General features: G+C 57.1%; 19 protein-coding genes and 5 pseudogenes. 9 read left to right on the forward strand and 15 right to left on the reverse strand.

The features are described 5' to 3' along the window. Positions 1 to 10 precede the first annotated feature (10 nt). The gene (locus OLZ32_RS21060) at positions 11 to 1,342 is read left to right on the forward strand and encodes a radical SAM/SPASM domain-containing protein (protein WP_264396549.1); all 1,332 of its coding nucleotides are present in this window, start codon (positions 11 to 13) and stop codon (positions 1,340 to 1,342) included. Beyond that, on the forward strand, positions 1,339 to 2,733 hold the full coding sequence (gene qhpG / locus OLZ32_RS21065) for a flavin-dependent monooxygenase QhpG (RefSeq protein WP_264396550.1): 1,395 nt from the start codon (positions 1,339 to 1,341) through the stop codon (positions 2,731 to 2,733). The genes OLZ32_RS21060 and qhpG overlap by 4 nt, the downstream gene beginning before the upstream one ends. A 198-nt stretch (positions 2,734 to 2,931) precedes the next feature. On the opposite strand, the gene OLZ32_RS39420 is transcribed toward qhpG, so the two are convergent. The 3 genes and pseudogenes from OLZ32_RS39420 to OLZ32_RS39430 form a co-directional block, all read right to left on the reverse strand. Beyond that, a complete protein-coding gene (locus OLZ32_RS39420) occupies positions 2,932 to 3,744 on the reverse strand; it encodes a Tn3 family transposase (RefSeq protein WP_373694652.1) in 813 nt (270 codons plus the stop codon). Between the two features lie 71 nt (positions 3,745 to 3,815). Continuing rightward, positions 3,816 to 4,990 (reverse strand): annotated as a pseudogene (locus OLZ32_RS39425) (Tn3 family transposase); the annotation flags it as partial. Between the two features lie 108 nt (positions 4,991 to 5,098). Continuing rightward, entirely contained in the window at positions 5,099 to 5,704 is a 606-nt protein-coding gene (locus tag OLZ32_RS39430) for a DUF4158 domain-containing protein (protein WP_373694653.1), read from the reverse strand. Between the two features lie 324 nt (positions 5,705 to 6,028). On the opposite strand from OLZ32_RS39430, the pseudogene OLZ32_RS21075 reads away from it, so the two are divergent. Next, a pseudogene (locus OLZ32_RS21075) lies at positions 6,029 to 6,616 on the forward strand (recombinase family protein); the annotation flags it as partial. Here the strand turns inward: OLZ32_RS21075 and OLZ32_RS21080 are convergent. The 5 genes and pseudogenes from OLZ32_RS21080 to OLZ32_RS21100 all read right to left on the reverse strand — a co-directional run bounded on the left by OLZ32_RS21080 (position 6,579) and on the right by OLZ32_RS21100 (position 12,080). Then, positions 6,579 to 7,280: pseudogene (locus OLZ32_RS21080) on the reverse strand (plasmid pRiA4b ORF-3 family protein). The pseudogenes OLZ32_RS21075 and OLZ32_RS21080 overlap by 38 nt on opposite strands. A 72-nt stretch (positions 7,281 to 7,352) precedes the next feature. Beyond that, positions 7,353 to 7,622: pseudogene (locus OLZ32_RS21085) on the reverse strand (IS6 family transposase); the annotation flags it as partial. A gap of 81 nt (positions 7,623 to 7,703) precedes the next feature. Beyond that, complete coding sequence (locus OLZ32_RS21090) at positions 7,704 to 8,864, reverse strand: MFS transporter (protein WP_264396551.1); 1,161 nt, start codon at positions 8,862 to 8,864, stop codon at positions 7,704 to 7,706. Then, the gene (locus OLZ32_RS21095; protein WP_264396552.1) at positions 8,861 to 10,012 is read right to left on the reverse strand and encodes a glycosyltransferase family 4 protein; all 1,152 of its coding nucleotides are present in this window, start codon (positions 10,010 to 10,012) and stop codon (positions 8,861 to 8,863) included. The genes OLZ32_RS21090 and OLZ32_RS21095 overlap by 4 nt, the downstream gene beginning before the upstream one ends. Next, positions 9,993 to 12,080, reverse strand: coding sequence for a chorismate-binding protein (locus OLZ32_RS21100; RefSeq protein WP_264396553.1), 2,088 nt, complete (start codon positions 12,078 to 12,080; stop codon positions 9,993 to 9,995). The genes OLZ32_RS21095 and OLZ32_RS21100 overlap by 20 nt, the downstream gene beginning before the upstream one ends. 340 nt (positions 12,081 to 12,420) lie before the next feature. Here OLZ32_RS21100 and OLZ32_RS21105 point away from each other — a divergent pair, with 340 nt between their 5' ends. Both OLZ32_RS21105 and OLZ32_RS21110 read left to right on the forward strand, forming a co-directional pair. Further along, complete coding sequence (locus OLZ32_RS21105) at positions 12,421 to 12,906, forward strand: ISAs1 family transposase (protein ID WP_264396554.1); 486 nt, start codon at positions 12,421 to 12,423, stop codon at positions 12,904 to 12,906. 450 nt (positions 12,907 to 13,356) lie between these two features. Further along, a pseudogene (locus OLZ32_RS21110) lies at positions 13,357 to 13,479 on the forward strand (IS701 family transposase); the annotation flags it as partial. Positions 13,480 to 13,496: 17 nt separating this feature from the next. Here the strand turns inward: OLZ32_RS21110 and OLZ32_RS21115 are convergent. Genes OLZ32_RS21115 through OLZ32_RS21125 form a run of 3 tightly spaced genes read right to left on the reverse strand, consistent with a single transcriptional unit; the run spans position 13,497 to position 16,413 of the window. Then, entirely contained in the window at positions 13,497 to 14,291 is a 795-nt protein-coding gene (locus tag OLZ32_RS21115; RefSeq protein ID WP_264396555.1) for a shikimate dehydrogenase family protein, read from the reverse strand. Between the two features lie 26 nt (positions 14,292 to 14,317). Next, positions 14,318 to 15,079 (reverse strand): amino acid ABC transporter ATP-binding protein, encoded by a 762-nt coding sequence (locus OLZ32_RS21120; protein ID WP_319641128.1) that lies wholly within the window; start codon positions 15,077 to 15,079, stop codon positions 14,318 to 14,320. Further along, positions 15,079 to 16,413, reverse strand: coding sequence for a chorismate-binding protein (locus OLZ32_RS21125; RefSeq protein WP_264396556.1), 1,335 nt, complete (start codon positions 16,411 to 16,413; stop codon positions 15,079 to 15,081). Before OLZ32_RS21125 ends, OLZ32_RS21120 begins: the two co-directional genes overlap by 1 nt. 46 nt (positions 16,414 to 16,459) lie before the next feature. On the opposite strand from OLZ32_RS21125, the gene OLZ32_RS21130 reads away from it, so the two are divergent. Continuing rightward, positions 16,460 to 17,443, forward strand: coding sequence for a LysR family transcriptional regulator (locus tag OLZ32_RS21130; RefSeq protein ID WP_264396557.1), 984 nt, complete (start codon positions 16,460 to 16,462; stop codon positions 17,441 to 17,443). A 7-nt stretch (positions 17,444 to 17,450) separates the two neighbouring features. On the opposite strand, the gene OLZ32_RS21135 is transcribed toward OLZ32_RS21130, so the two are convergent. Next, positions 17,451 to 18,752 (reverse strand): FAD-dependent oxidoreductase, encoded by a 1,302-nt coding sequence (locus OLZ32_RS21135; RefSeq protein WP_264396558.1) that lies wholly within the window; start codon positions 18,750 to 18,752, stop codon positions 17,451 to 17,453. A 372-nt stretch (positions 18,753 to 19,124) separates the two neighbouring features. Between OLZ32_RS21135 and OLZ32_RS21140 the strand changes: the two genes are divergently transcribed. Genes OLZ32_RS21140 through OLZ32_RS21150 form a run of 3 tightly spaced genes read left to right on the forward strand, consistent with a single transcriptional unit; the run spans position 19,125 to position 22,458 of the window. Continuing rightward, a complete protein-coding gene (locus OLZ32_RS21140) occupies positions 19,125 to 20,153 on the forward strand; it encodes an amino acid ABC transporter substrate-binding protein (protein WP_264396559.1) in 1,029 nt (342 codons plus the stop codon). A 17-nt stretch (positions 20,154 to 20,170) separates the two neighbouring features. After that, positions 20,171 to 21,346: an amino acid ABC transporter permease gene (locus OLZ32_RS21145; protein ID WP_264396560.1), complete on the forward strand. Its 1,176-nt coding sequence runs from the start codon at positions 20,171 to 20,173 to the stop codon at positions 21,344 to 21,346. Further along, positions 21,343 to 22,458: an amino acid ABC transporter permease gene (locus OLZ32_RS21150; RefSeq protein WP_264396561.1), complete on the forward strand. Its 1,116-nt coding sequence runs from the start codon at positions 21,343 to 21,345 to the stop codon at positions 22,456 to 22,458. The genes OLZ32_RS21145 and OLZ32_RS21150 overlap by 4 nt, the downstream gene beginning before the upstream one ends. Before the next feature lie 139 nt (positions 22,459 to 22,597). On the opposite strand, the gene OLZ32_RS21155 is transcribed toward OLZ32_RS21150, so the two are convergent. The 3 genes from OLZ32_RS21155 to OLZ32_RS21165 all read right to left on the reverse strand — a co-directional run bounded on the left by OLZ32_RS21155 (position 22,598) and on the right by OLZ32_RS21165 (position 25,377). Then, the gene (locus tag OLZ32_RS21155; RefSeq protein WP_264396562.1) at positions 22,598 to 23,551 is read right to left on the reverse strand and encodes a LysR family transcriptional regulator; all 954 of its coding nucleotides are present in this window, start codon (positions 23,549 to 23,551) and stop codon (positions 22,598 to 22,600) included. 64 nt (positions 23,552 to 23,615) lie between these two features. Continuing rightward, positions 23,616 to 24,479 (reverse strand): sugar phosphate isomerase/epimerase family protein, encoded by an 864-nt coding sequence (locus tag OLZ32_RS21160; protein ID WP_264396563.1) that lies wholly within the window; start codon positions 24,477 to 24,479, stop codon positions 23,616 to 23,618. Continuing rightward, entirely contained in the window at positions 24,460 to 25,377 is a 918-nt protein-coding gene (locus OLZ32_RS21165; protein WP_264396564.1) for an NAD-dependent epimerase/dehydratase family protein, read from the reverse strand. The genes OLZ32_RS21160 and OLZ32_RS21165 overlap by 20 nt, the downstream gene beginning before the upstream one ends. Positions 25,378 to 25,393 lie beyond the last annotated feature (16 nt).

The raw sequence follows: 25,393 nt of genomic DNA on the forward strand, positions 1-25,393 counted from the left end.
TCGGTGCTCTATGGCCAACCTGTTCGAACTGTCAAAACCTCGGTCACGCGACGCGCATATTCTGCGCGGTAGCGTTGGCGCGCAGCTCTTCGTTCCGGAGGGAAGCCAGCTCTTTGATATTGACGAAGCTCTCGCGGACACGCTCGCCCGCGCCTGGCAGGGCGAAGATGACGGCACTTCGGAGATACTTGTCTCGCTAGGACTGGATCCAAACGCTGGTGCTTGCCAAGAAAAGCCAGTGGATGTGCGTACCCGGGCTCTTTCGCTCGCTGTCGCCCAGAGCTGCAATTTGGGATGCGGCTATTGCTACGCACAAGGAGGGACTTTCGGAAGCTCCGCAAAGGGCATGGATATCCGGACGGCGCTGGCGGCGGTCGATCTGCTGCTGGCCGAGACGCATCCGGGCGAGCGCGCCAACCTTGCCTATCTAGGGGGCGAGCCCCTGGCGGGGCGTGACGTCATGCACGCATCGGCTAACTATGCGGCTGAAAAAGCCGCGGAACGCGGCATCAAGCTCGGCTTTTCGATCACGACGAATGGTACACTCATCTCGGAGCGCGATATCGACCTCTTCGATCGTCTCGGCTTTGCGGTCACGATCAGCCTCGACGGCATTGGGTCCGTGCACGATCGGCTCCGATCGTTCAAGGGAGGTTCGGGAAGCTATGATCGCATCCTAGCTCGCATAGCTCCGCTCCTTGAGCGTCAAGGCAGGTGCCAGGTGTCCGCGCGTGTAACTGTCACACCGGAGAACCTCGCACTCGAAGACACGCTCGATCATTTCGTCGCGATGGGGTTCCATACGGTGGGCTTCTCGCCGATGCTGAGCGCCCCGAACTCGATGCATGAGATGCAGCAGGATCATCTGGCTTCCATGTTGGAACAAATGGTCGCTTGCGGACGCGCGTTCGAGCGCAAGACACTTGCTGGTGAACGCTACCCCTTCGCAAACCTGCTCAACGCCCTAAGGGAGATCCACAAGGGCACACATCGCCCATATCCCTGCGGGGCTGGAGCCGGATATCTTGGTGTCTCCGCTGACGGCGAGCTCGGCGCGTGCCATCGCTTTGTCGGGGAGCCGGACGCTGTTCTCGGCACGGTAGCCGACGGGGTTGATCGAGTTCGGCAGGCAGACTGGCTGTCAGCGCGGCATGTCCATGCGCAGACAGGCTGCCCTGACTGCTGGGCACGATATCTTTGTGCGGGCGGCTGTCACCATGAGACCCTACATCGGGGCCGCCCGGCATGTGATTTCATACGCGGCTGGCTGCACTACGCAATTACGGCATATGGCCGCCTGTCTAAAGCCAATCCCAGCCTCTTTGCTGATTGTGTCCGATGACCGATGCCTGTGACGTGTTGGTCGTCGGTGGAGGCCCTGCCGGTTCGATCACAGCGTTGGAACTTGCTCGGCTGGGCTACGACGTAAAACTTGTTGAAGCCCTGCCAATGCCTCGCCACCATATCGGCGAATCCATTACAATCGGTGTTCACCATCAGCTTTCCCATCTCGGAATCGAATCCGTGCTCGAAAGCGGCGGTCGTCAGGTTTTTCACGCGCACGAAGAACGATGGACTGAATCCATCATGACGTTGAAACCCGCAGCGCCGGGCGCCGCCACTATAAACCGAGGTATGTTCGACGCTGCGTGCCTCGAGCGTTGCAGCATTGACGGCGTCAAAGTGATTGCGGGACGGCGAACCCGATCTGTGAAGCGTGTCAAGCCATGCGAATGGCATGTGACAGTCGAAGGCGGACTAGCGCTGCATGCGCGCTTCGTTGTGGACGCGGCCGGAAAACGCGGGGTTCTCCCCAGACTACGAGAAACGACTGGAGCGAGGACGATTGCTCTCTACGGCTATTGGAGTGGTGACGGCCTTCCAACCTTGCCTCGCGTCTTTGCCGGCAGCGCCGGGTGGGCTTGGGGGGCGCCGATCTTTGGGCTCGGATATAACGTCACGCTATTTGTGGACCGTACTGCGATTGGTAGGTGCGGTGGCGACGTGCACCGGGCTTATATGGAAGGCATCTCCGATGCAGCCATATTCGATACTGGGGCAGGCCCGGTCTTGCGCTCCGATATTGTTGCCTGTGACGCTACGGCTTGGTTTGAAAAGGCAAGTGTAGGGCGCGACTTCATCAAGATTGGCGAGGCGGCTCAAAGTCTCGACCCGCTTGCGTCGATGGGTGTTCAGAACGCTATCCAGACCGCCATGTGGGCCAGCATAGTAATCAATACTGTTTTTCGACGTCCAGAGGCGGAGGCGGCAGCGTTGGGCTTCTTCCAGGATAAGATTCTGTCCTCAGCGAAATCACATGCGGCGGCGGTCGCGGAAATCTATGCCTCAAACTCTGAAGGAGCGTCGCTGCCATTTTGGGCGCGGCGGGCGGCCCTCCGAACGCCCCCGATGGAGGACGCAGAGATACTCGAAGTAAAGACAGCGCCGGCGACTGCGACGACTATCATGCGAGGATCTGCGCCCCTGGTGGACCACGCTTGCTTATGTGGTTCATATGTTGAAACGCGCCGGGCAATCTTGGTTCGCGGCGGCGGCGAACCAGTCGCATTTTTGGGCGGATTTGCCGTGGCCGATGTCATCAATCGCATTGCGGAGGGCTGCGCCTTTGGTGAACTTCAGGAATGGCTTGCGACACAAGTGAGCACTCGCTTGGCTGAGCGGCTCCTGAATTGGCTATTCCGGAACGATGTGATTAGACCCATTGACGTTTAATCATGTACTATCGACGGTCTCCTCTTCTTCAGGCAAGTCGTACGTGTCCGAAGCACCCAAGTATTGGAGGTAACGGCTGAGGACGGCAACCCGGCTCCCTTTCCGAGGGGCAATGATCCCTCAAAGCGCTTGCTTCAAATAGGGGTCGGAACAAGAGCAGTTCAAAATCGTACGCTAAGGTCGAACGGACGGTGAACGTCAGGCCGCGCGCAGGAGGCGGCCAGGAAGGCGCAATTGCCTGAAGCCCTCCGGCATCTGTTGCTCAGCGTCCCAAGAGTAGATGCCGGTGAGATTTATGTGCTCCCAACTGAGCGGCGAGACGTGTTTGAGCAGTTCGTTGGGAATATTCCGACCCTGTTGCCGTAGGTGGGCCGCGGCGCGGCTGAGATAAACGGTGTTCCAATGGACGATGGCGCTGACCACCAGGTTGAGACCGGAAGCCCGGAAAGCCTGGCTGTCAAAGGATCGATCCCGTATTTCGCCGCGCTCATGGAAGAAGACAGCACGCTTGAGCTTGTGTGCGGCTTCGCCCTTGTTGAGGCCGGCCTGACAACGCCTGCGCAGCGCCGGGCTGGAATACCACTCGATCATGAACAGGGTGCGCTCGATGCGGCCGAGTTCGCGCAAGGCTTTGGCGAGATCGCTGGATTTTGATGAGGCAGAGAACCTTTTGAGGATCGTTGACGGCGCGACGGTGCGCGTCGTGATCGAAGCGGCCAGACGCAGCAGATCGTCCCAATGTTCGAGAATAAGAGCGGTGTTGATGGGGGCGCCGATGTGGTTTTCCAACGCCGAATAGGCATCGGTCTTCTCGAAGGCGTGGAACTTTCGATCCTTGATGTTGCGCAGCCGTGGCGCGAAGCGCTTGCCGATCAGCGCGAATAGAGCAAAGACATGATCGCTGGCGCCACCGGTATCGGTAAAGTGCTCCTCAATCTCCAGAATCGTGTCGTGATCGAACAGACCATCGAGGACATAGACAGCCTCGCTTTCGGTCGGGCTGATCGGCAATATGCCGAAGATCCATATTGGTCCGAGAGATGGCTGTAGAATTTGGATCCCGGTTCGCTGCCATAATGCAAATTGACGTCGCCGCGTTTGGCGGCTCGGTCGCTGGCCCGGAAGAATTGCCCATCGGATGAGGCGGTTGTTCCGTCTCCCCAGAGCAGCGAATGCGGATGGCGTGTGTGAGCATCTCGGATCGGGCATGGAAGGTGCGCATCCAACCGATCTGATGCGCACTGATCCCCTTGGAGGCTCCCGCCATGCGTTTCGGGCCAAGATTGGTGCCATCCGCCAACACGCCGGCGAGCATGGCGGAGATGTTCTGCGGCGTATCCCCTGTCCGGACATGCGTGAACTGATCTGCAAATCCAGTCCACTCATGCACCTCCCTGAGAAGGTCGGGCACTTCGACCAGAGGATACATTTCGCTGATTTCGACGTTCAACTCATCCGCTGCGGCGGGAATATCGCTCGCCCGCGGCGTTACGATCAGGGTTCCAGCCTCCAGCCTGACGCCATCGAGCTTTCCATTGCGCACGCGATAAGCAAGGCGCTTGAGATTGAAGTCCATCGTCTGCCGCACTTCGGCGAGCCACGCGGCGCCATCGCCCTGTACGCCGAGACCGAGCTTGCCTTCTTCCTTCATGGTGAGGAACGCGGGCTTGGGCATGAGGTGTTCGTCTATCGGCCGGAATGACCGGCTGCCGTCAACCCAGATATCCGCGGAGCGCAGCCGGTCACGCAAGTGAGCCAGAGTGGCAACCTCGTACAGCCGCCGATCCGGCTTTCCGCTTTCGAAGATCAGTTTTCGCTCGGTCGCTCCAAGATGCCCGACCGGCACGCGATCCGGCAGAACACGCCGTCCTTCCGCATAAAGCATTTTCAGGGTCGCGATCGCCGCAAGCAGCGGATCGTGTCGACGACGCGAGTGGAATGTGAACGCCTGAAGGAAGGCTCCTGCGAACTTGCGGACATTTCCATATTGCTCGGCTGCCATCACCAAAGGCGATACATCCCCGTCCTCCACCATCGCTTCAAGACCGGGTTTGATCTGCAGCAGCCGATGCCAGCCGACTTTCCGGTTTACCATCTCGATCGCGTCTTCATCGGCGTCATTGGCAGCCTGCAGAGCCAAAATCGTGTCGAGGAACAGTCGTAGCGCTTTCGATGTTTCTATGCGGGCGTTCATATGGCGCTGTTTTTTGCGGTTGTTGGCTTGGGAGAACAGCCGGCCGATCAGTTTGATGAACATTGTCACGGCATCGTCAGTGAGCTTCTGGCCGAGTTTGATGACTGCGCCACGATCGTCGCGCGCCGACGGCTGGCATTGAAGTCACCAGCAAGCCAGGCTGGGGTGGCGTCACCCTCGCGGATCATCTGGCCCCATCGCCCAGAGGGGGATGCGGGCCTGCAAGCGGGGTTCGATCTCGAGTGCGCGCAGGAATGCGATGCGTTCCGTCAACCCCGCCAAGTTCCACGCTCCTGGTGCATCTGGAGCAGAACGCAGCCAGTGGAAGCGCGTCTGGCCTATTGTCGGATCAACGTCCAACAGTGCATCGAGGGCTTCGAGTTTTTCCGGCGCCAGCTCGGAGATCAGAGCTGCCTCGGCACGACGCCGGGCAATGGCGCGGGCTGCCAACCCCATGCGTTCGATCATGGTTGCCACTGGCAGCAGGGCCCGGCGTTCTCGGTACGCGGCAATGATTGCTTTTGCGATCACCGCTCCCTGGTCTGTCGTTGAGGCTGCCTCGATGCCTGCCCGCAGTGCCGCGCGACGGTCCATGCCGGTTGGGCTTCTGATTTCCAGATAGCGCAGCAGGTGTGCGGTGTGATCGCGGCGAGTTTCCTCACGGCGAGCGTAAAAGGCAAATAGCCTCGGATCCGCATCGATCTGTTCGGCGACATAGTTGAGCATCGCGCTCGGAAGGATCTCGTTCGGCAGGAGTGCCCGGCCGGGATAGCGCATCAGGCAGAGCTGCACCGCAAAGCCGAGCTGATTGTGTTTGCGCCGGCGATGTCGATTTCCAGCCGATCAGCCGGCGATAGGGAATAATGGCGGATCAAGCTGTCTTCATCGGCTTGAATGTCGAAAAGCTCCTGTCGATCCTGAGCCTTGAGAAGGGTCCGCCGTGCCACCGTTTTACTCCTTACAACATGCGCTGGTGGCCAAACCTCTGTACGGAAACGGACGATTTCGTACAGGGGCAAAACGGCCTGTCCACAAATTATCTTGACAGGCTTTTGAACAGGCGGGATATTTCGGACAGCCTATTCGGACGAAATTCGACCTATGCCACGCACCTTTGCCTATGTCCGCGTCTCCACGACCGGGCAAACCACCGAAAACCAAATCCAAGAAATCGAAGCCGCCGGCTTCCAGGTCGAGCCGCGCCGGATTGTCACCGAGACGGTTTCCGGCAGCACCGCCATTGCGCAACGTCGCGGCTTTTCCCGGCTTATGGACAAGTTGGAGTCAGGTGACGTTCTGATCGTGACCAAGCTTGATCGGCTCGGCCGCGACGCGATCGACGTCAGCACCACGGTGAAGGCTCTGACCGAAATGGGCGTGCGGGTCTATTGCCTCGCGCTCGGCGGCGCCGATCTCACCAGTTCGGCCGGCACGATGACCATGAACGTGCTCAATGCCGTCGCGCAGTTCGAGCGCGATCTGCTGATTGAGCGAACGCAGTCAGGTCTCAAGCGCGCCAAGTTGGAAGGAAAGGCGCTCGGCCGCCCTTCGACGCTCAGCGACAAACAGAAGCAGGATGTGCGGGACGATCTCGCAACGGGGATGAGCGTTTCGGCGATTGCTAGGAAATTCGTGACAAGCCGCCAGACCATCATGCGGATTCGCGACGAGGGTTCACGATCCGTTCGACCTCAGCGTACGATTTTGAACTACTCTTGTTCCGACCCCAGCTTGCACGCTCCTTCAGTCTATCCAGTGCGGCGCGCAGTTCCTCCGCACGATCAGGATCGTCCAGCACGGCAAGGGATTTCGTTTCGGCAACGTCCTGCAGAAACTCCGTCGTGATCTCCAGGTCGTCCATCGTCTCGTAGCCGAAGGCGTTGTCCTGCCGCCACATCCAGGCTTCCGGCCCGCCGCAGTCTTCCTGCGGACAGTCGCCGTCTCCTCCCGTGCATGCTGGATAGTGAGCGCCCGGTTTGACTGACTGGCGCTCCTCCAGCCGGATCTCGTGCTCCCAGGGAATGTTGAGGTCGTATTCGTACAGGAACCGGCTCCCTTTGCGCAGCTTCAATTAGCCAAGCGTGATGGCCGGGGAACGGGCACCCGTCTCCCACGAGCCGTACCGCGCCGTGTGAATGATGAACTGGTAAAGGTGGATGCCTTCCCATCCCATCGCCACCTGAAGGACGCCATGAAACTCGCGCAGCGTCATCGTCGAGGCAACCTGAACCCGACGCCACACCATAGGGTTCACATCCTTTAGCCAGACGCGAAACTGCAGGATGAAAATCTCATCCTCCGAGGTTGCCGCCTCTCCGACTGTTTTCCTTGCTGCCCGTTTTGCACGCTTCACACCCGCCGACCCCGTCGAAGTTCAATGACGACGGCATACTCCGTTCCATCCCGCCCCACAAATCTTCATGCTCCCGCCAATGGAGATGACGACCTTATCGAGGTGCCATTTGTCGCCGAGCCGACCGGCGGATCGCCTGCGGATTTTGCCGGCAAAGTGCCGACCAAATTTCTCCGCCAGTCGAACGCTCTGGTGCGTGACGATGATACCACGAGCTGCCAACAGGTTCTCGACCATACGCAGGCTCAGCGGAAAGCGAAGGTACAGCCAAACGGCGTGTGCGATCACCTCAGCGGGAAATCGATGACGACGATAAAGAGGATCGCGGGCAGATTTTGTCATGCCGCCAGATCGCATAATTTCCTCGACAGCCCGTTAAGTTTACGATGCCCGATGGCGGCGAGATGAAGGCTTACGAAACCGTCAGTTTGTGAATTCCTTCTGCGAGCTAAAATACAGGGCACCGAAAGAAAGGAGCGCGATTGCCATAAGAGTGAGAAACCCCGCGTAGAGTACCGCTATCTTATAGTCGCCTCCGAAAACTCGGACGAGCATAATAGCCGATGGAGTACCAAGAAGCGCGCCGGCGCGAGACGTGTTCATGTAGAGCCCTGTTGCGAGGCCGACCCTCGTTGGCATCGAAGCCTGAAACCAGGCCATGCCTGCACCCATTACGGCTACGATGAAGGCAGCGTTCAGGAACTGAGCGGATAGAAGTATGGGGAATGAACTGAACACGTACAGCAAAGTACTGTAGGTAACACCACATGCCGATCCCACAATAACGACTGCTCTGGGAGATCTCTTTTGACTCATACGCCCTAGGAGTAGGAACAGAGGTATCTCAATCGCTGAAGTTGCAGAAAGCAAGATGCCCGCATAAGTCACAGGCAGTTTTAGTGTCTCAGTCACGATCAAGGGGGTCACCATCACAATCACCGCGTTGGTTGCCTGCAAAAGGACGAATGCGACCACCATGATCCCGATGTTCAAGGAGTTGAGCGGCCGGGCCTCTGAGGAAGAGGAAGGCGAAGGCGAGATGTCCGCCGGAAGAAACGGCGCCAACAAAAGAATCGGCAAGCTGCAAAGAGCTACAGCGATCAGCAGGCCGGGGAATCCTCTCCAGCTCATCAGGAAGGACGCTCCCGCTGGTCCGGCTACCCATGCTATGGAAAAGACAGCTCTCATCGTAACAACGTGACCGCGCCCTTGCTCGGTTGATCGAAGATACGAAAAAAAGAGCCCGATTGAGCTCGCCGAGGGGCCAAGCAGACCGATAGCAATAAGCAGTACTCCCCCAAATCCGTCTACAAACGCCAACAGCAACGCAGCGACCGCTGTCAGAATGATTGAGCCTACCACCGAGGCCTTGAGCCAGCCGAAAACGTCAGTGAAATGGGGTATCGCCAAGCTGCAAACGAGCGCGCTGATGTAGAAGGCCCCGAGGAAAGCGGCGGTCTGGCCCTCTGTCATGCCAATTCGTGTTCTCGCGAAGAGCGCGAGGTTGGGTGTGATGGCCGCACTCTGTAACCCGACCACAAGTGCGACCGCCCCCATCAGGACGAGCGGGATAGCGGACTTCAAATTCGGCCTGCTGCCGCTTGATGGAGGTAGGGGGTCATGACATCCACGACTTTATCCCACCTGAAATGTTTGTTCGCACGGTTGTAGCCTTGCTGCCCCATCCCAATGCGCATTTCTCTGGATGTAACGAGCTTTCGCAGTCGCTCAGTCAAGCCAACGGAGTCACCGGACTCGATCAGGAACCCGGTTTCTTCTTCGAGTATGACCTCATTGACGGCACCGACTTTCGTACCAATGCAAGGCAGAGAATGAGCCATTGCTTCAGCGTAAACGTGTCCGAAGGCTTCGGTCTTAGTCGGGAGCACGAAAATGTCGGCAGTTGCATATAGTTCCGAGATTTTCCCCTTGTCTGAAACGTGTCCCAGATGTCTGACGCGGGGTTCCTCCAGCGCGACGTAATTCGGCCCAGGATCCCCGAAGACGATAAGTTCCACCGAAGGAAGCTCAGCCCGGAGAACACGGAAGGCTTTCAGAAGCGTGCCGAGCCCCTTGCGGGCGTAATCGTTCCCGCCGAAAAGGATCGTGACCCGGTCGCGGTCCGGTCGGCGGATCGGATCGGGAAAATGGTTGATATTGACACCGGCAAAAGCCGTCACGACCTTCTCGGCTGGAATGCCATAATCGTAGATGACAGATCGGCGCACCTTCTCGGAAAAGGTAAAAACACAGGCCGCCCGGCGCATCAGCTCGCCCTGAAGCCTGTCAACGTGCTTTCGCACACGTGGCAACGCCCACTCGGGAAATTCGCGTGCACTCAATCTGGTGGTCCAATCATTGTATACAACGTATGGTACAGTGATCCGTTCGCTTGCGTACGGCGAGAAAAAGAACTCCCACTGGAATATCAAGGAAGGCTTGGACTGTAACGCATTGATATAGCTCTCGCACGCGCGGCTCTTTTCTTGGAATATCCATCGGTGGCGCTTGTATGTTCGTTGTGCGATTTCGCGATTGGGCACCCAAGTTGCTATTCTTGAGGCTAAGGCCGTTAGCCCAGACGGCTTCGGCTGGAAAACCTCCGTCAGTTCGTAGCGGCTTGCGAGTTCCTTGAAGAGAAAATGCCTCGCGCCTCCAACACCCGTGCTGTTGCTCGAATATTCTGGCTCTGACGAAGCGAGGCCAAGAATGCTAAAGGGATCGGGGTTCATGCCGGGGCACCTCGTACTGGACCGCGATGTCAATGAAGTTTTTTACTATTGTGTGTCCTATGTTCCCATCGGCGCTCATGATCGACTCTGGGTGATATTGGACGCCGTAAATCGGCAGAGACTGGTGCTCAACGGACATGATTATTTCGTCGTCCGTGGTCGCGGTCACATGTAGGTCCGAGGGTAAACTGCCAAGGGAAGTGCAGAGGGAATGATAGCGGCCTACACGAAGACAGCCTGAGACGCTGCGATAGAGAGCAGTCGGTGTCTTTAGACGGAGTTCCGCGTGCTTGCCGTGGACGGGTTCGCTTAGTCGATCAACAATGCCGCCGAAATGCTGAACGATACCCTGAAAACCAAGGCAAATTCCAAGCGTTGGTACCATTTCCACCTCGCAATGCTTCAGGATCTCGTCAAACGGGTATTCCGCGGGATGCCCCGGACCGGCCGATAGCACCAACGCGTCCCCAGAAAACCGGTTCAGTGCATCAATGGCGTCCCTGTAATTGACGACCTCGACATCATCTACGAGCTGTGAAAGCAAGCCCGCAGTGAGGTAGGTGAATGAATCATCGAAATCGATCAAGAGTACGGTAGCTTTCCGCTTTCCGAACCGGACTTGTGAAGGATTTGGCGCATCATTTGCGAAAAACGAGATCTTGTTGTTGGCTTCAGCGACTTCCTCCGATGGGACGGAGTCCCATGTGATACTTGATCCGGCCTGAATATGAGATGTCCCATGGATGATGTGCATCATCGCGATCGGGATGCCCGTATCAATCTCTCCGTTGAGCCGCACATAGCCGACAGCACCCCCGTACCAGTTCCGCGGCACAGGTTCGTATCTCTCAATCAGTTCCAGAGCCTTGGCCTTTGGAGCGCCCGTTAATGCTACTGACCACATGTGTGCAAAGAGGGCGTCAACGCTTGTACAGCCAGGCGCGAGTGTGCCCGTGATATAGTCGACGGTATGAATGACGTTTGAATAAAGCTCAATCTGACGATTTGCGCGCAGCGTAACAGACTCTGGCGTACACACTTTGGACAGGTCATTCCTGGCGACATCACAGCACATCATCAGTTCCGCCCTGATCTTATCGGAGTTGAGGAGGGTGCGGACTCTGGCTTCATCTTCGACCGCCGTCTTGCCTCGCGCGATGGACCCGGCTATTGGCCGCGCCTCCACCTCCTGTGCCCGGACTCTTACGAGCATTTCTGGCGATGTGGCGAGCAGGTATTCGGAGCTTCCGAGATTGAGGAAGAAGCTGTAAGGAGCTGGCCTCTTCCGGCAAATTCGTTCAAAAATTGCGCTGGGCAATTCAGTCATCGGTCTGCTGAACCGCTTGCTCATTACGATTTCAAAGACGTCTCCTTTGCCGATATGCTCCTTCACCCTCGCCACGGAATCCGTGTGGTCAGTGAGCGGACTGAAGGGCTCCGGGCTGCCTCGCCGCGAAGGTTTAGCCGAAGAACCGAATTTATGAATATGAATTTTTTCTTCATTAGTCTGCTGGGCATCGGCGAGCAAGAAGGACACACGCCGTGCGGATCGGGCTTCGGGATCGAACTCAAGAAACGTCGTGGGGAAATAGAGAATTGCATCCCGATGGCGGGCACCTCGCGGCTTCAGTTTCCCGATGCGATGCACGTCCAATGCTATATCGAATCCGAATGCGCCATACAGGCCCAGCAAATCACCGTCATTTAGTGAATCGGAAACGCCGCACCGAAGAAGACCATTAAGGAATGGCTGAAGAGGAACGTCGAAAGATGGATCATGGGCAGGTAAACTCTGCAGTATTGGCCCGACGAAGTCCTGATAGAGGGCAGTCCCAATGCTGCCCCGGGCGATAACTCTCATCCCTTCGGATGACGAATCTATTCGAATCGCCGGCTTGGAGAAAGCCAACGCCTTCCTTCGGTAGATGTCTGATGCATAATTGCAGTAAAAAATACCGCCTTCATCTCTGTCCAGATTTTTTACGAAATCGTGGTAGCTTGCGTCATAGTCGATGTCCTCGGCGACGGAAATCAAATTTGGAAAGTGAACGGGCTGGATGCCAGGCATAGCCACCTCATGACGATCAATTTAAAAAAACCCACGCCCAAATCATAAGGCGTTTGCGGATGGAAATGCATGTACTGTGCCAAAGCAGAAAAGCATTTATAAACAACGTGGCCCCCAATTCAGCAATGTCACATACCAGACATCGTCAGACACGTAACGTCGCAACAAGGAGTACGCTACAATGGAAGATCAGGCAGAGAGAACTGACGCTGGAGCGCACCGCCTTTGTTCGATTTCGCAAAGCCCTTGTCGCACAGGGCAATCGGGTGAATTGACCGGTGACAATGGTCTGAAATGGTGAATCTGTCGGTATCCTCTGATTCGTGGGAGGATGAAGTCGATGGACGAGGAGGCTTGCGATATCGAGGCGATCGCCGAGACAGTCGTTTTTTTGAGCTATTTCAAGAATCTGCCTGATGGCCGGCAAATCGCGAAGGTGAAATACCCGCTCCCGGAGGTGTTGCTGCTGTGTCTGCTGGCGGTGATCGCCGGAGCGGAAACCATCACCGATATCGCCCGCTTCGGCGAGAAGAAGCTGGCCCTGTTGCGCCGGTTCCGTCCGTTCCGCGAGGGCACGCCGGCTCATGATCATCTGGGCGATATCCTCGCCAGCCTGGATGCCGAGCAGTTTCAACGCTGTTTCGTGGCTTGGGTCGCCTCTCTGATTGGCGTTCCAGAGGGCGTGGTCGCCATCGATGGCAAGACCGTTCGCCGCTCCAAGGGGGTAGACAAGGACGCGCCGAGTCGGCCCGGGGAATCTCACCCCGAGCCGCTCACAGATCCGTACATGAACCTCTCGGTTCATACGGCTCGTGCCCCCCCCTGAAAGGCTGCCGCCTTCCGTTGGAACCGGTGGGCTCCTCCGGTCTCCCGTTGGCCCGTCGATCCAACGCGGGTGACCCCCTCCCTTCGCGCCATGGGCATTACCCCACTTCCTCACTACTACGGAGGAGTCCGTCCCAATGCTCCGCCTCGGTACTTTCGCCTCGCGGTTTTGGCCCCTTGTGCTTTTCCCTTCGCATCGGTGCGACTGGTTCCTGCAGTTCCACGCGAAAGCCTGCATCCGCTTCACGCCCCCTGTACGCCGGTCGCCGTCTGCCCAGTCATCAGGCCTCTGACAGACTTATCCAAGGAGATGAATGCGCTCCTGGTTTCGACGACACTTGTGACCTAACGACGCGTCATCGAGGGTTCACTTATGGCGCGGCGATCAGGATGAGACGCCGCCTCACCTTGATTGTCGCCGCGCATTCACTTGCGTTCGTCTCTCGGATATAAGACAGTTTGGATGCGGGCTGAGGCGGCCGGTGATCCCGGCCCATGGCGGCAACAAGCCATTCTGGGTCGGGGACGCTGGGACGCGGACGGACTTCGCGACATCGTGCGAGAGTATGTTGTAGGCAGCTCTTTTCCTGCTTAACGCTTAGCACCGCCTTGAAAAAACGTGAGCATTATGGACTCAAGTGCTCGGTACATATCGATACCGGTGGCTATCCCACACCCTCGGGACTTCGCAGCGGCAATCAATGGAGTTTCGGACTCCGTGACCACACAACCAACGAACATTGCACTATCGAGTTCAGAAACTTCCACGGGCAGATAGTCATGGCCCTCCATCCCGGCTGGCGTTGCGTTGACGATGAGTTCGTATCCCCGCGGACTGGATGAACCCGAATGGACATCGCCTCTGACCTTTCGGAGCTTGTCTATCAACGCGTCTCGTCGCGCCTCATCTAGGTCGTGAACAGCCAAAGAATCAACGCCGGCTTCCAAAAGAGCCAATGCTATTGCCGAGCCGGCTCCCCCTGCACCAACCAATAGCGCCTTTTTTCCTGCGAGCTGAGCGCACCTGTCGCTGGCCGCATGCACAAAGCCCAAGCCATCGACCATGTCGCCATGCCACTGACAGTTTTCGTTCCGTCTCATGATATTTACGGCGTTCAAGTGTCCGGCGCGATCCGAAACCGTGGGGCAATGCTCAAAGCAGGCGAATTTATGAGGTACGGTGACGACGATGCCGTCGCAGTTTTTGGTCTGGTTTGCTGCCTCGAGGAATGAAGCGACGTGATCCGCGGCGACGTGCGCCGGGAGCATTACGGCATTTATTCCTGACCGTTGGAATGCGGAAGACATTCCGGTTGGCGACTTAACCTGATCTATCGGGTCGCCAATGATGTAATAAAGGCGGGTTTTGCCGTCGATCGATACCACCGTGTTTACTCCTACCAATCGAATGGCTAGTGCCTCAATTGCCCGATGAAATCTTTCAGTCGCGAACTTTTCGGGTTGCTGAAAAACTCTTGCGGCGTTGCTTCCTCCGCGATGGTGCCGCCGTCCATGAAGACGATCCTGTCCGCCACCGAGCGTGCAAAGCCCATTTCATGCGTAACGCAGACCATTGTCCTGCCCTCACTCGCCAGCTCCTGCATCGTCTGCAGGACTTCGTTCACCATCTCCGGATCGAGGGCCGAGGTAGGCTCGTCGAACAAAAGAACCTGCGGCTCCATGCAAAGTGATCTCGCAATAGCGACACGCTGTTGCTGACCACCCGAAAGCTGGCTCGGATATTTGTGGGCCTGATCGGCGATCCTGACCCTTTCCAGGTATTGCAACGCCTTAGCTTCGGCTTCCCTGCGGGGAAGCTTCAAGGTCCAGATCGGCGAAAGCGTACAATTCTCAATAACCGTCAGATGGGGGAAGAGGTTGAACTGCTGAAAGACCATGCCCACCGCCCGCCTGATTTGATCTCTCGACTCTTCGGTCAACTCGCATCCGTTCACACTGATGCGCCCACCATGATGGTCTTCCAGACCGTTAATGCACCGAATCAGCGTCGACTTCCCGGAACCGGAAGGGCCGCAAATCACAACCTTCTCGCCGGAGCCAACATTCAAGCTGACGCCCTGGAGAACCTTGAAGGTGCCATAGAGTTTTTCGACCTTCTCCAGGCTGATCACCGATTTAGATGACCGGGAGGCGTTCGGGAAACCGGCTTTCATTACCGCTGCTCCTGCAAAGCCTCAGCTTCCTTGACACATTCGATCATTGAACGCGCCTTGTTCATACATTCGTTGTATTCGTCGGTCGCATTTGATGCGTGTGTGATGCCGCCCCCGCATCGCATCGTAATCTGATCGCCATCGATCCAGGCGGAGCGCAGGATAATGGCTGTGTCCACCGAGCCGTCGAAGCCAATCAACCCGACGACGCCGCCATAGGGCCCGCGCGCCTGGCGCTCGACGTCCTTGATGACTCTCATCGCCGCTTGCCTCGGGGCTCCCGTCACCGCCGACGGCGGGAAACAAGAGAGAACGGCTTGGATGGGGTTCAGGTCTTGCCGAATGCCCGCTTCCAGAACTGTGAAGAGGTGCATGACGCTGCCAAGCTTGCGGACTTCAAGCTCAACGGGCATGCGCACGCCACCGTTGTCGGCAATCGCTCTGAGGTCAACGATGGTCTCATCGACGATCATTTTTTGCTCTTCCAGATCTTTTTCAGAACCCAGGAGCTCTTGCATTATTGCTTGCGTTTCTTCTTCGGTTTCGCCGATGCGACGGGTGCCGGCATCCGTTTCGACGGTCAACAAGCTGCCGTTCTTGCGAAGGTGCATGGCCGGCGACGCTCCGATGAGTGTGATGGCTTCTCCCCGGACGAGAAAGATATGTGGGGAGGAATTGCGCCGCCGCATCACCTCAAAAACGGCCTCTGGCGTTGCAGAGGTCGATTTGGACAGTCCCACCGATAGAATTGCCTGCTGCAACTCGCCTCTAGCGATGCGGGACTGGATTTCGCCAATTCTGCCAACATAATCCTCCGTCGAAACGTCAACGACCCAATCGACGGCAGATCCAGCCGCGAGTTGGGACTGCGCTCCTGATGGCCGTGCTGCAAGGATCTCGTCAACAATGTTCTTGCAGGCTCCATAACTGTACGTCTTGTCCGCATCTTCGGTTTGAATGACAGTGACTGCAAACGCGCTTGCGTCGACGTGGTCAACGACCAACATTTTTGACACCAGCCAGAACTGTTGTCCAATCGTGTCGCCATCGTCGTAGGGAAGATAGGTAAACACGCCCCCTTTGAACGGAACCTTGTCGAATTCCGCGCAGTCCTGCTGCTGATGCGGCGATAACTGGGTCAGACGCTCAGCCTCGCTCTGCGACAAAGGAGAGGTCTCTAGCCCGAAATACGTGAACTGCGGAGGCAGCCCACCGCCGGCGGAACGCTGCAAGATGAACTTGCTAAACGGTGCGGCCTGCAAGCAGAGAACTTCCATCTGTTCGCGGGAAAGTTCGAGGCGGTCCACAATCCGCGTGAGCTGTGTGTCGTGCATAACATTGTCTCCCAAGTGAGTGCGGTGACCCTAGGATCATTGACGCTTGTTGACAACACAGCGTTCTTCACTACCGTATGTCATAAAGACAATGGACGAGCGAACGATTGTGTTTACCTTACGCCAGATCGAAGTGTTCAACGCCGTCATGGAAACCGGGTCCGTGGTTGGTGCGGCGGAGATGCTCAACGTTTCCCAACCGGTTGTCAGCCGCATTCTGCGCCATCTTGAAGACCAGACCAAGGTGCCCCTTTTCGAACGCTCAAAGGGAAGGTTGCAACCGACTGCCCATGCCGCGCTGATTTTCAGTGAGGTTGCCACCGTATTCCGAAACATACGCAGTCTACAGGACTCGATGCGTAGGATGGCGGTCGGGGAAGATATGATCATCCGCGTCGGGGCATCGCCAAGTCTGGCGGCAAATCTGGTTCCACGAGCAATGTTGCGGTTGCGCAAGCGTTACCCGAAGCTGATCATGCGGCTTGACGTCTTATCAATCTCCCAGGTCACCGACTACCTCGTCTTCGGAGAGGGAGAGATGGTTATCGGCGTATACCAGCAGGATCACCCGTCGATTTCGACGCAGCTTCTGGGTTCAGGGGAGATTGTCGCCGTCACGCACGGAAAGGCCGCGGACCAAGTAGGCTCGCTGGACGAGAAGGGTCTCGCTCACCTGTCTTCCACTGATCTCATCGGCTTTGAAAGCACAACGCCGCATGGTCGCTCCATAACAGGGTACCTTGCGAACAGAGGGCTGCGGTACGAGCCGACCACCATTGTGCGCTTTGCTGAAACTGCGTGTCAGATGGTTGATGTCGGTTTGGGTTCGGCGTTCGTCGACAGTTTCACCGCAGCGGGATTTGCCGACCGGAATATTTCGATCCACCGGTTGCCGCAGCCGCCACAAATGGGCGTCTATGTGCACACCCATATTGAACGCGGTTTGTCCTCATTCGGTCGTGTGCTGCGCAGTAGCCTCACCACTGAAGTGGAAGACAGCGGCAAGCGTTTCGAGGCGCTCCTTGCCTGAATTCTCTTCAGGCAACCCGGCCTGCGTTCAGAACCGGGAGCGCGCCCTGTTTTGAAAGCCGACCACGCAGTTCGCCGACGTCGACTTCCCCAGACCGTGAGAGCGAAATGGCGGCAGCGACACCAGCTGCCTGGCCGGTGGCGAAGGCAGTCCCCATGACGCGAACTGAGCCGTACGCCTCCCGGTCTGCACCGATCAAACGGCCAGCTACCAGCAAATTTGCTATGGGAGTCCTGATCGCGTCGAACGGGATGCCGAAATACCCTTGGCCACCCACGGGAATGTACTCTTGCACACCAGGTGCATGATGGATTTCCATTGGCCAGCCGCCAAAGGCCACCGTATCTGAGGGAATCTTCGCCTCGAGGATGTCGTGTGCGGTAACGCGGCCGATGGTTTTTGGTCGCCGGCTCTCCCGAATGCCGATCTGGGGGCCCGTCGAAGCGAGGTAACAGTCTTTCAAAATGGCATTGGTCTGCCTGAGACACTCAACCAGCCGCCAACCGCATTCTCGAGACGTCATTTCAGCGAGGCTGAATCTCTCTCCGTCGCAAGGATTTGCTTCAAGATCCAGTGCCATCCACCAGATCTCGGAAGAACCGGGAACCCTCAGTTGGACGCCGCCATTCTCGCGGGCGACAATTGGAGGTTTCGACATATTAAACCGCTCCGCCGCCGCTCTGAAAAGGCTGCGATCAAGACCCCATTCCGGCGGAATCCCGCCGATACGGAGAGGAAATGACGCGGGCTGAACATTCGCATTTTGGTGGCCAAGACTGCGGTCGGCAAGAAAGCAAACATTACCTTCCCCTGACGCGTCGACGACAGCTCCCGCTGCGATCCGGATGTTGCCAAAATGCCCCGACACCTCGATTGAGGCAACGCGGCCATCGACGACTTCGACGCCGGAAACAACTGCATGATAAAGAACAGTGACACCCGCTGCTGCGATAGTGCGATCCAGAGCCAGCTTCATGGCCTCCGGGTTCAACGGCACAATCCAATTTCCAGTCGTCTTGAGACGGATCGGCATTGCCGGAATGCCCAAGCTTTCGACATTATCAAGAATTTCCGCCGCCACGCCGCCGACTACCGCCATCGGAGCCTCACCACTTGTGTAAAGGCCGCAATAGGCTAGGACCGATGCAGCCGTTGCAGCGCCTCCGGCGAAGGCATAACGCTCGATGAGCAAGGTCTTCGCCCCTGCTTTTGATGCAGAACATGCGGCCGCAACACCCGCAGATCCGGCGCCGACAACGACGACATCGTAGTTCCGGTTCGAACGGCTTGTCTGTGACTCAGTGATCATGCTCGCGACCTCTCAGATTGCGGTGCCAGTTCCCGCATGCTGCGCCGCAAACTGGGTGGATCACTATTTCGAAAACCGGGCATACCCATGTCCTGAGGCTATATGACGGGTAGCTTATTTTATCTGTAATCACCACGTCGCTCCACGGCTACTGGATCTTGATGCCAATACTTCGGTTTTCCTGAACAATAATCTACGTATTTCCTGAAGGATTAAGACCATCTTCGCAGTGGCGTCGAACTGAGGGCTGCTTGCGCCATATGCCATTAGGACATAGAGTTCGTTGGTTTTTGTCAGTGACGTGACGACAGGGAAGTGGTTCTGTGAAGCAGCACCGAACGGCAGTTTCGGGACATTGAAAGGGTGAACGCTATGAAGATCAAAATGTATGCTGCGGCACTGGGGATCGCAGCCTTCTCTAGTGGAATTGCATTTGCCAACGGCACGCTCGACCAGGTCAAAGGACGGGCTGAGTTGTTGTGCGGGGTCGGCGAGAATTTTGCGGGCTTCTTCTCTCCGGACGCGACCGGGAAATATTCCGGCTTCGACGTCGATTTTTGCCATGCCGTGGCCGCGGCAACACTCGGCGATGCAGCGAAAGTGAAGTTCCTCCCCGCGACGCCATCGGCACGGTTTCCGCAGCTTCAGTCAGGCCAGGTCGACCTTCTTTCCCGATCTGTCACGGACACCTTTAGCCGAGACGGAAGCCTTGGCCTCGATTTCCCCGTCATCATGTTCTACGATGGCCACGCATTGATGGTCGCCAAATCTCTCGGAGTAGCGTCCGGCAAGGATCTTGACGGCGCCAACGTCTGTACGCAAACCGGACTTTCGACCGAGGTCATCATCGCGGACTACTTCAAGTCGAACAAGATGACGTACAAACCGGTTGTCTTTGACTCCCGTGATCAGGCCTTGGCAGCCTTTGAAAGCGGACGCTGTGACGTCTTCTCATCGGACCGCTCAACGTTGTTCGCTTACAGGGCGGCGCTCAAAAATCCGGACAACTACGTCGTCCTCGACGATACGATCTCCAAGTCATTGAATGGTCCAGTCGTCCGCCATGGTGACAACAACTGGGAAGATATCATTCGATGGACGGGCTATGCACTGATCGCAGCAGAGGAATTCGGCGTAACCTCCAAGAACGTTGATGAGGTCAAGGCGGATCCCGCCGCTCCGGCGGAAGTGCGTCGCTTGTTGGGTGTTGAAGGCGACTTTGGGGCGATGCTCGGCCTCCCCAACGAATGGGCGTATAATGTCATCAAGTCGGTGGGTAACTACGGCGAGATATACGAGCGCAACCTTGGTCCTCAGGGCAAGGTAAAGATCCCTCGCGAGAAAACCCTCAATGCATTGTGGAAAGACGGCGGCGCCATGATCGCCCCGTCGTTCCAGTAACCGGGCGATCGAGCGCCATGGACGCGCAACACTATCGAGCTACGCACCCCGGCGCGCGGTCTGAAACAAAGAAAAGCGACCTGGGCGGAATAGCTGCCCAGGTCACGCTGGCAATCTGTCTGGCCGCAGCCGGTTGGTACGTGACGTCGACAACGCTTCACAATCTAAGCACTCGCGGCATCACGACTGGCTTCAATTTCCTAGGCAGGCCTGCCGGCTTCGATGTAGCGTTTTCGCTTGTTCCATTTTCCTCGGCCAGCCCGATCTGGATGGCACTGGTTGTCGGAATAACCAACACCCTGTTTCTGGCGGTCATGGCGGCGGTTTTCGGAACCCTGCTTGGTCTGGGAGTGGTCGCTTTGCGACTGTCCCCTAGTCCCGCGGCTTCCAAGCTTGCCGCTGGTTACATTGGGCTCTTCAGAAACACACCAGTCTTGCTGCATTTGTCGTTTTGGTATTTCGCGGTCTTTTCAGCTTTGCCAGGCGTGCGAGAAGGCTTTTCCACGGGTAACGTCGCCTTTTTGAATAACCGAGGGCTATTTCTCCCTGCCCCGGTTGCCGACAACTGGGTTTGGGCATTGGCATGCCTGGCCGCGCTGCTACCCGTGGTAGTCGCACGTCAGGTGGGTGGACAGCATCCAACATCGACTTTCGCCCGACTTGACCTTTCGCTGATCGGCGGTGGGTTGCTTTTCTGCCTTGTCATCGCCCTTGGTGTGCAGTCGTGGGATTTGCCTGTGCCTGCAGGCCTTGGGATCAGGGGCGGTTTGCTCGTGATTCCAGAGTTGCTGGCGGTGCTTGTGGCGATGTCGATTTATTCCTCGGCATTTATCGCCGAACTGCTCAGGGGCGCAATCCGCAGCATCGACACAGGGCAAACGGAGGCAGCGCAAGCACTTGGTCTCACAAGGAACGTCGTAGCAAGACACGTCATCATTCCCCAGGCCATTCGCCTCGTGATCCCACCTCTTACGAACCAATACGTCAATATGATCAAGCAAACCGCAATCGTAGCATCGATCGCGTTTCCCGATTTAATGCTCATTTTCGGCAAGACTGTTCTGACACAGACGGGGCAGGCAATAGAATGCCTGACAATCGTGACAGCCGTCTATCTTAGCATAAGCCTCGCTTGCTCCGGGTTGATGCACGCCTATTCCAGAGCTCTCAATGCACAGGGAGTGCGGCGATGAAGGGACCGAGAGAAATGACTTTGTCTGTCCTGCATCCTGTGACCGGCCGGTCTCCGACCGCAGTTCGCGAGTTCACAAAAAAACTGTTTGGGGACCGCAGGAGCACCATTGCTACAATCCTTGCCTTCCTGGTCGTCATCGGTGTGATCCTGCCCGTCTTCAAGTGGGCGGTGATCGATGCGGATTTTGTCGGCTCTGGCCCCCAGGACTGCCACCGCGCAGGCGCGTGCTGGGTCTTCGTGATCGAGAAATTCGGGCAACTGGCCTACGGCTTCTACCCGGAGGCGGCGCGATGGCAGGTCAATGTGTCGCTGTCCGTTCTACTGGCCGGTTGCGTGGCTGCTTTCGCGTTGGCGCGACACTATCAGATCATCCTCGCGGTTCTTGTTTATCTCCTCACCGTTGTGACCAGCTTCAATCTTTTTGGAGGTGGCATTCCGGGAATGACGTTGGTACCCGTTGAAAAATGGGGCGGCCTTTCGATCACGCTGTTGCTCTTCACGATAGGCATGGGCATCTCATTCGTCTTTGGCGGAATATTGGCGCTTGGAAGACGCTCCGAGCGGCCCCTTATACGGGCTGTATCGTCCTTCTACGTCGAGTTCATGCGCGGTGTGCCTTTGATTGCCATCCTTTTTGTTGCGGTGGTCCTGCTTCCGCTCTTTCTACCGGGCGGGGCGGAAGCCAACATGTTCATGCGCGTTCTGGTCGGCATTTGCTTGTACACGTCATCGTACATGGCCGAGGCCATCAGAGCAGGGCTGGACGCGGTGCCCAAAGGGACCCGAGAGGCTATCTATGCGTTGGGCCTTTCACGGTGGAATGGCGAAAAGCTGGTGGTTTTTCCGCAAGCCCTCATTGTTGCTCTGCCTGGCCTGATCAATACATTGATCGCACTCGTTAAAGACACATCGCTCATACTCATCGTAGGGATGCACGATTTTCTGGGTTCGACGCAGTTGGCGATGGCAGATGTGGCGTGGGGAAATGTGCTCTGGGAGGGTTATGCGTTCGCAGGGGCGGTCTACTTCGCCCTTTGCTTTGGACTATCCGCTATCGGCAGCCATATCGAACAACGCGCAGACCGATATCGGCTGCCCAAAAAAGCCTGATCCGGCCTGCGAGCGATCTCGATCGAACAACGGTGCCCAAGGTTGCCTTCATCTGTGCCGAGCTAACCTTCCGGCCGATCCTCGACTGACATTCGGAATCGGAAGGACCAGATTGATCGAAGGTGCCCGCCAGTTTGGGTCAGCCGCCAATTTGCCTGGGCTCTCCGTTTTCGGAAAGTTCCAACTGCATCTCCGCAGCGACCTGCTGGAGAACAGCTTGGAACGCCGTGAGTGCAGGTCTGGCTGCGCTGGTCTCACGGATGGCGAGGCAAACGGTGCGGTCAATTGCAAAGTCAGCAGGGCGTCGGAAAACCACATTCGATGGCGCAAACGACGTTGCCAAACGCGGAACCATCGCAAGGCCACATCCACTCCCGACGAGCGCAAGGCCTACGCCGAAATTGTCTGTTCGATGGCGGACTTCAGGCCTGAAGCCACCGAAGGTGGAACAGACATAAGCATGGAGTTCCGAGAACTCACTGCTGGCGCTCGTGCTGATCCAAACTTCACCCGCCAGGTCACCTAATCTGAATTGCTGAGCTTCGTCAGCCAGTTTGTGTGATGCCGGCATTCCAATCACGATTGCGTCCGAGCAAAGCGGGAGCGCAACCATTTCAGGCGGACGTGATCGACGCATGTACCGATAGTCGTCGATCAGGATGACATCGAAACTGCCTCGAATAAGCGCCGGTATCGCCTCTTCCGGGTTCATCTCCTGAGTTTCGATCTTCAGATTGGGATATTTGCGTTCCATCATCGGGAGCGCCCTTGGAAGGATCGTGCCAAGCGTTGTCTCGAGCGACGCAATTCTTAGGATGCCGCTGATCGAACCAGAGAGCATTTCCAGTTCAGTCTCGGCCTGCTCCATTTTCGCAAGAATTGTTGTCGCGTGCTCCACCAGCCGCTGGCCCGCCTCGGTGAGGAGAAGTCGCCGCCCAACCCGTTCGGTGAGCGGCACGCCTGCCGACATTTCGAGTTGCGCCAGGCGTTGCGAGATCGCGGAAAGCGATAGCGCTAACGCCTCGGCGACGGCCGTGATCGTGCCGCGGGAATTTAACTCGACAAGTATTCTGAGGCCTTTAGGGTCTAACATTGGGGATCCCGTCCTCTCCGCTGCAGCCACCGCGATTCAATTCGGCGCCAGCGAGACTGAATCGTTACGCCAGAAGGCCTGTCGATCTCAACCATGTTTCAGTTGGACGCCAGTAATCTTCTCGGTTTTGGTCCCCGCAGAAAAGCTCGACGGTAACCGGATGCTCGAAACCATCCGCGATAAGACGCTCGACGATACCCTTTACATCGACCATTCCCATTCCGAGCGGCACTGAGACAAAAGCGCCTCGTTCGGGATCGACCATCACACGCTTTCTCTCCTGGTAGGACAAATCACAGGACCCCTGAGGTACCGTGTCCTTGAGATGCACGTACTTGATCCAGGGCTTGAGCGTTTCATACGGTCGCGGGTAGGTGCTTTCGCCGTTAACCGCGAAATTGGCGATGTCCCAGCAGAGGGCGTAGTTCTCCGATCCCACTCTTTCAAGCAGTTTGCGGGTGCCGTCGACACTCGCCGTCGGGTCCTTGGCATCATCGCGGTTGAAGACGTTTTCGACGAGCAACGTGACGCCGAGTTCCTCGGCCCGGCGGACGATTGGGGCAACGAGTTCGACGTAGCGGTCGATTGCGGCGTCAGTGTCCAGTTTCGCGGGGCCTGCCATGCTTTCGGAATAACCAGCGCCCAGCTCTGCCGCCTGCTCCAGCGCCTGGAAGACAATCTCGAGCTGCTCATTCGCGTCCAGCGTATGTGAGAGCGGCATGCCACGGGTGCTAACGGAATGGACCCGGACACCATAAGCCGACTGCAGCCGCTTGATCTGCGCGACGCTAAAGTCGAAGTAGTTCACCTTGTAATACAAATCGACATGCTCAAGACCCCAATCCGCTGTCGTTCGGAAGATGTCCTCCAGCGACAGGTCCTGCATATCCAGAGCAATTGCGCCGAGACTAAACCGCCGTGCGGACATTGTTGCCTCCTGCCAGTTGGGAAAGGCCCGGGACATCGCGGTATGAACGCATTGGTCTCCACCCGAAGAGCTCAAAACACTTCTGCGTACTTACAAGAGAGGGGTTCTCGCCAGCAACCTTTGCAAGAGATTGGACCTCGGCGAGACGTTCGGGGAAATGCCGGGAGACCAGATCCTCAATCGAGACGGTACCGACGGCGGAATCCGGGGCAGCAAGGAGAATACGCTCGTATCCGATCTTCGGTGCTCTGAGCCCGCGCTCGATGGCTTCCAATGCGTCTTCGCTGCGAAGGTAGGACCACATGCGGTTGACGAGCTCGCCATCCGGGTCGGCGAGCCAGTCTTGGTAGCGAGCGATTGACTGCGGCTTGTCCGGGAACAGAACGCCGGTGAAACGCAGGCAAAGAATCTCCAAACCGTATCGGACATGGAAGCCACGAGCGAGGATTTCACCCATAAGCTTTGTGGCACCGTAATTGTCGTCGGGCTGTCGAGGATGATCATCGTCCATCGGCAGATAGTCCGGCGTCCAGGGCTTGACCCATGAGATCGGGCCGATGGCGCAGATAGAGCTGGCGAATACAATTCGCTTGATGCCGGCGCGGCGGGCGGCCTCGAAAACATTGAACGTTCCGACGACGTTCACTTCAATGATTTCGGGATAGCGTTCCCACTCGATTGGGTCGGAAATGGCTCCGAGATGAACGACAGCGTCGAAGCCCTTCATGAGGCCTGAAAGTTTATCAAGGTTGCTGAGGTCACTTTGTATCCACACGCTATCCAGTCCTTCGGGAGCCGGGGCGAGATCAAGGCACGCAATTTCGTTGCCCTGCTTAAGCAGATTCAGGGCCAGCCGTTGGCCAATTTGTCCGGCCGCGCCGGTTATGATCACTTTCATTGTAGTCTCCGATTGA

Origin of the sequence: Rhizobium acaciae (assembly GCF_025941625.1) — a bacterium.
GTDB lineage: Bacteria > Pseudomonadota > Alphaproteobacteria > Rhizobiales > Rhizobiaceae > Rhizobium > Rhizobium acaciae.

Bases quoted from the DNA above. Each gene is read 5' to 3' on its own strand.
- OLZ32_RS21100 (WP_264396553.1), bottom strand. From the start codon at position 12,080: ATGCCTGGCATCCAGCCCGTTCACTTTCCAAATTTGATTTCCGTCGCC.
- OLZ32_RS21135 (WP_264396558.1), bottom strand. From the start codon at position 18,752: ATGATCACTGAGTCACAGACAAGCCGTTCGAACCGGAACTACGATGTC.
- OLZ32_RS21060 (WP_264396549.1), top strand. From the start codon at position 11: ATGGCCAACCTGTTCGAACTGTCAAAACCTCGGTCACGCGACGCGCAT.
- OLZ32_RS21125 (WP_264396556.1), bottom strand. From the start codon at position 16,413: ATGCACGACACACAGCTCACGCGGATTGTGGACCGCCTCGAACTTTCC.
- OLZ32_RS21165 (WP_264396564.1), bottom strand. From the start codon at position 25,377: ATGAAAGTGATCATAACCGGCGCGGCCGGACAAATTGGCCAACGGCTG.
- OLZ32_RS21095 (WP_264396552.1), bottom strand. From the start codon at position 10,012: ATGAACCCCGATCCCTTTAGCATTCTTGGCCTCGCTTCGTCAGAGCCA.
- OLZ32_RS21150 (WP_264396561.1), top strand. From the start codon at position 21,343: ATGAAGGGACCGAGAGAAATGACTTTGTCTGTCCTGCATCCTGTGACC.
- OLZ32_RS21140 (WP_264396559.1), top strand. From the start codon at position 19,125: ATGAAGATCAAAATGTATGCTGCGGCACTGGGGATCGCAGCCTTCTCT.
- OLZ32_RS21105 (WP_264396554.1), top strand. From the start codon at position 12,421: ATGGACGAGGAGGCTTGCGATATCGAGGCGATCGCCGAGACAGTCGTT.
- qhpG (WP_264396550.1), top strand. From the start codon at position 1,339: ATGACCGATGCCTGTGACGTGTTGGTCGTCGGTGGAGGCCCTGCCGGT.
- OLZ32_RS21155 (WP_264396562.1), bottom strand. From the start codon at position 23,551: ATGTTAGACCCTAAAGGCCTCAGAATACTTGTCGAGTTAAATTCCCGC.
- OLZ32_RS21145 (WP_264396560.1), top strand. From the start codon at position 20,171: ATGGACGCGCAACACTATCGAGCTACGCACCCCGGCGCGCGGTCTGAA.
- OLZ32_RS39430 (WP_373694653.1), bottom strand. From the start codon at position 5,704: ATGCGCTATCCCGGCCGGGCACTCCTGCCGAACGAGATCCTTCCGAGC.
- OLZ32_RS21160 (WP_264396563.1), bottom strand. From the start codon at position 24,479: ATGTCCGCACGGCGGTTTAGTCTCGGCGCAATTGCTCTGGATATGCAG.
- OLZ32_RS21120 (WP_319641128.1), bottom strand. From the start codon at position 15,079: ATGAAAGCCGGTTTCCCGAACGCCTCCCGGTCATCTAAATCGGTGATC.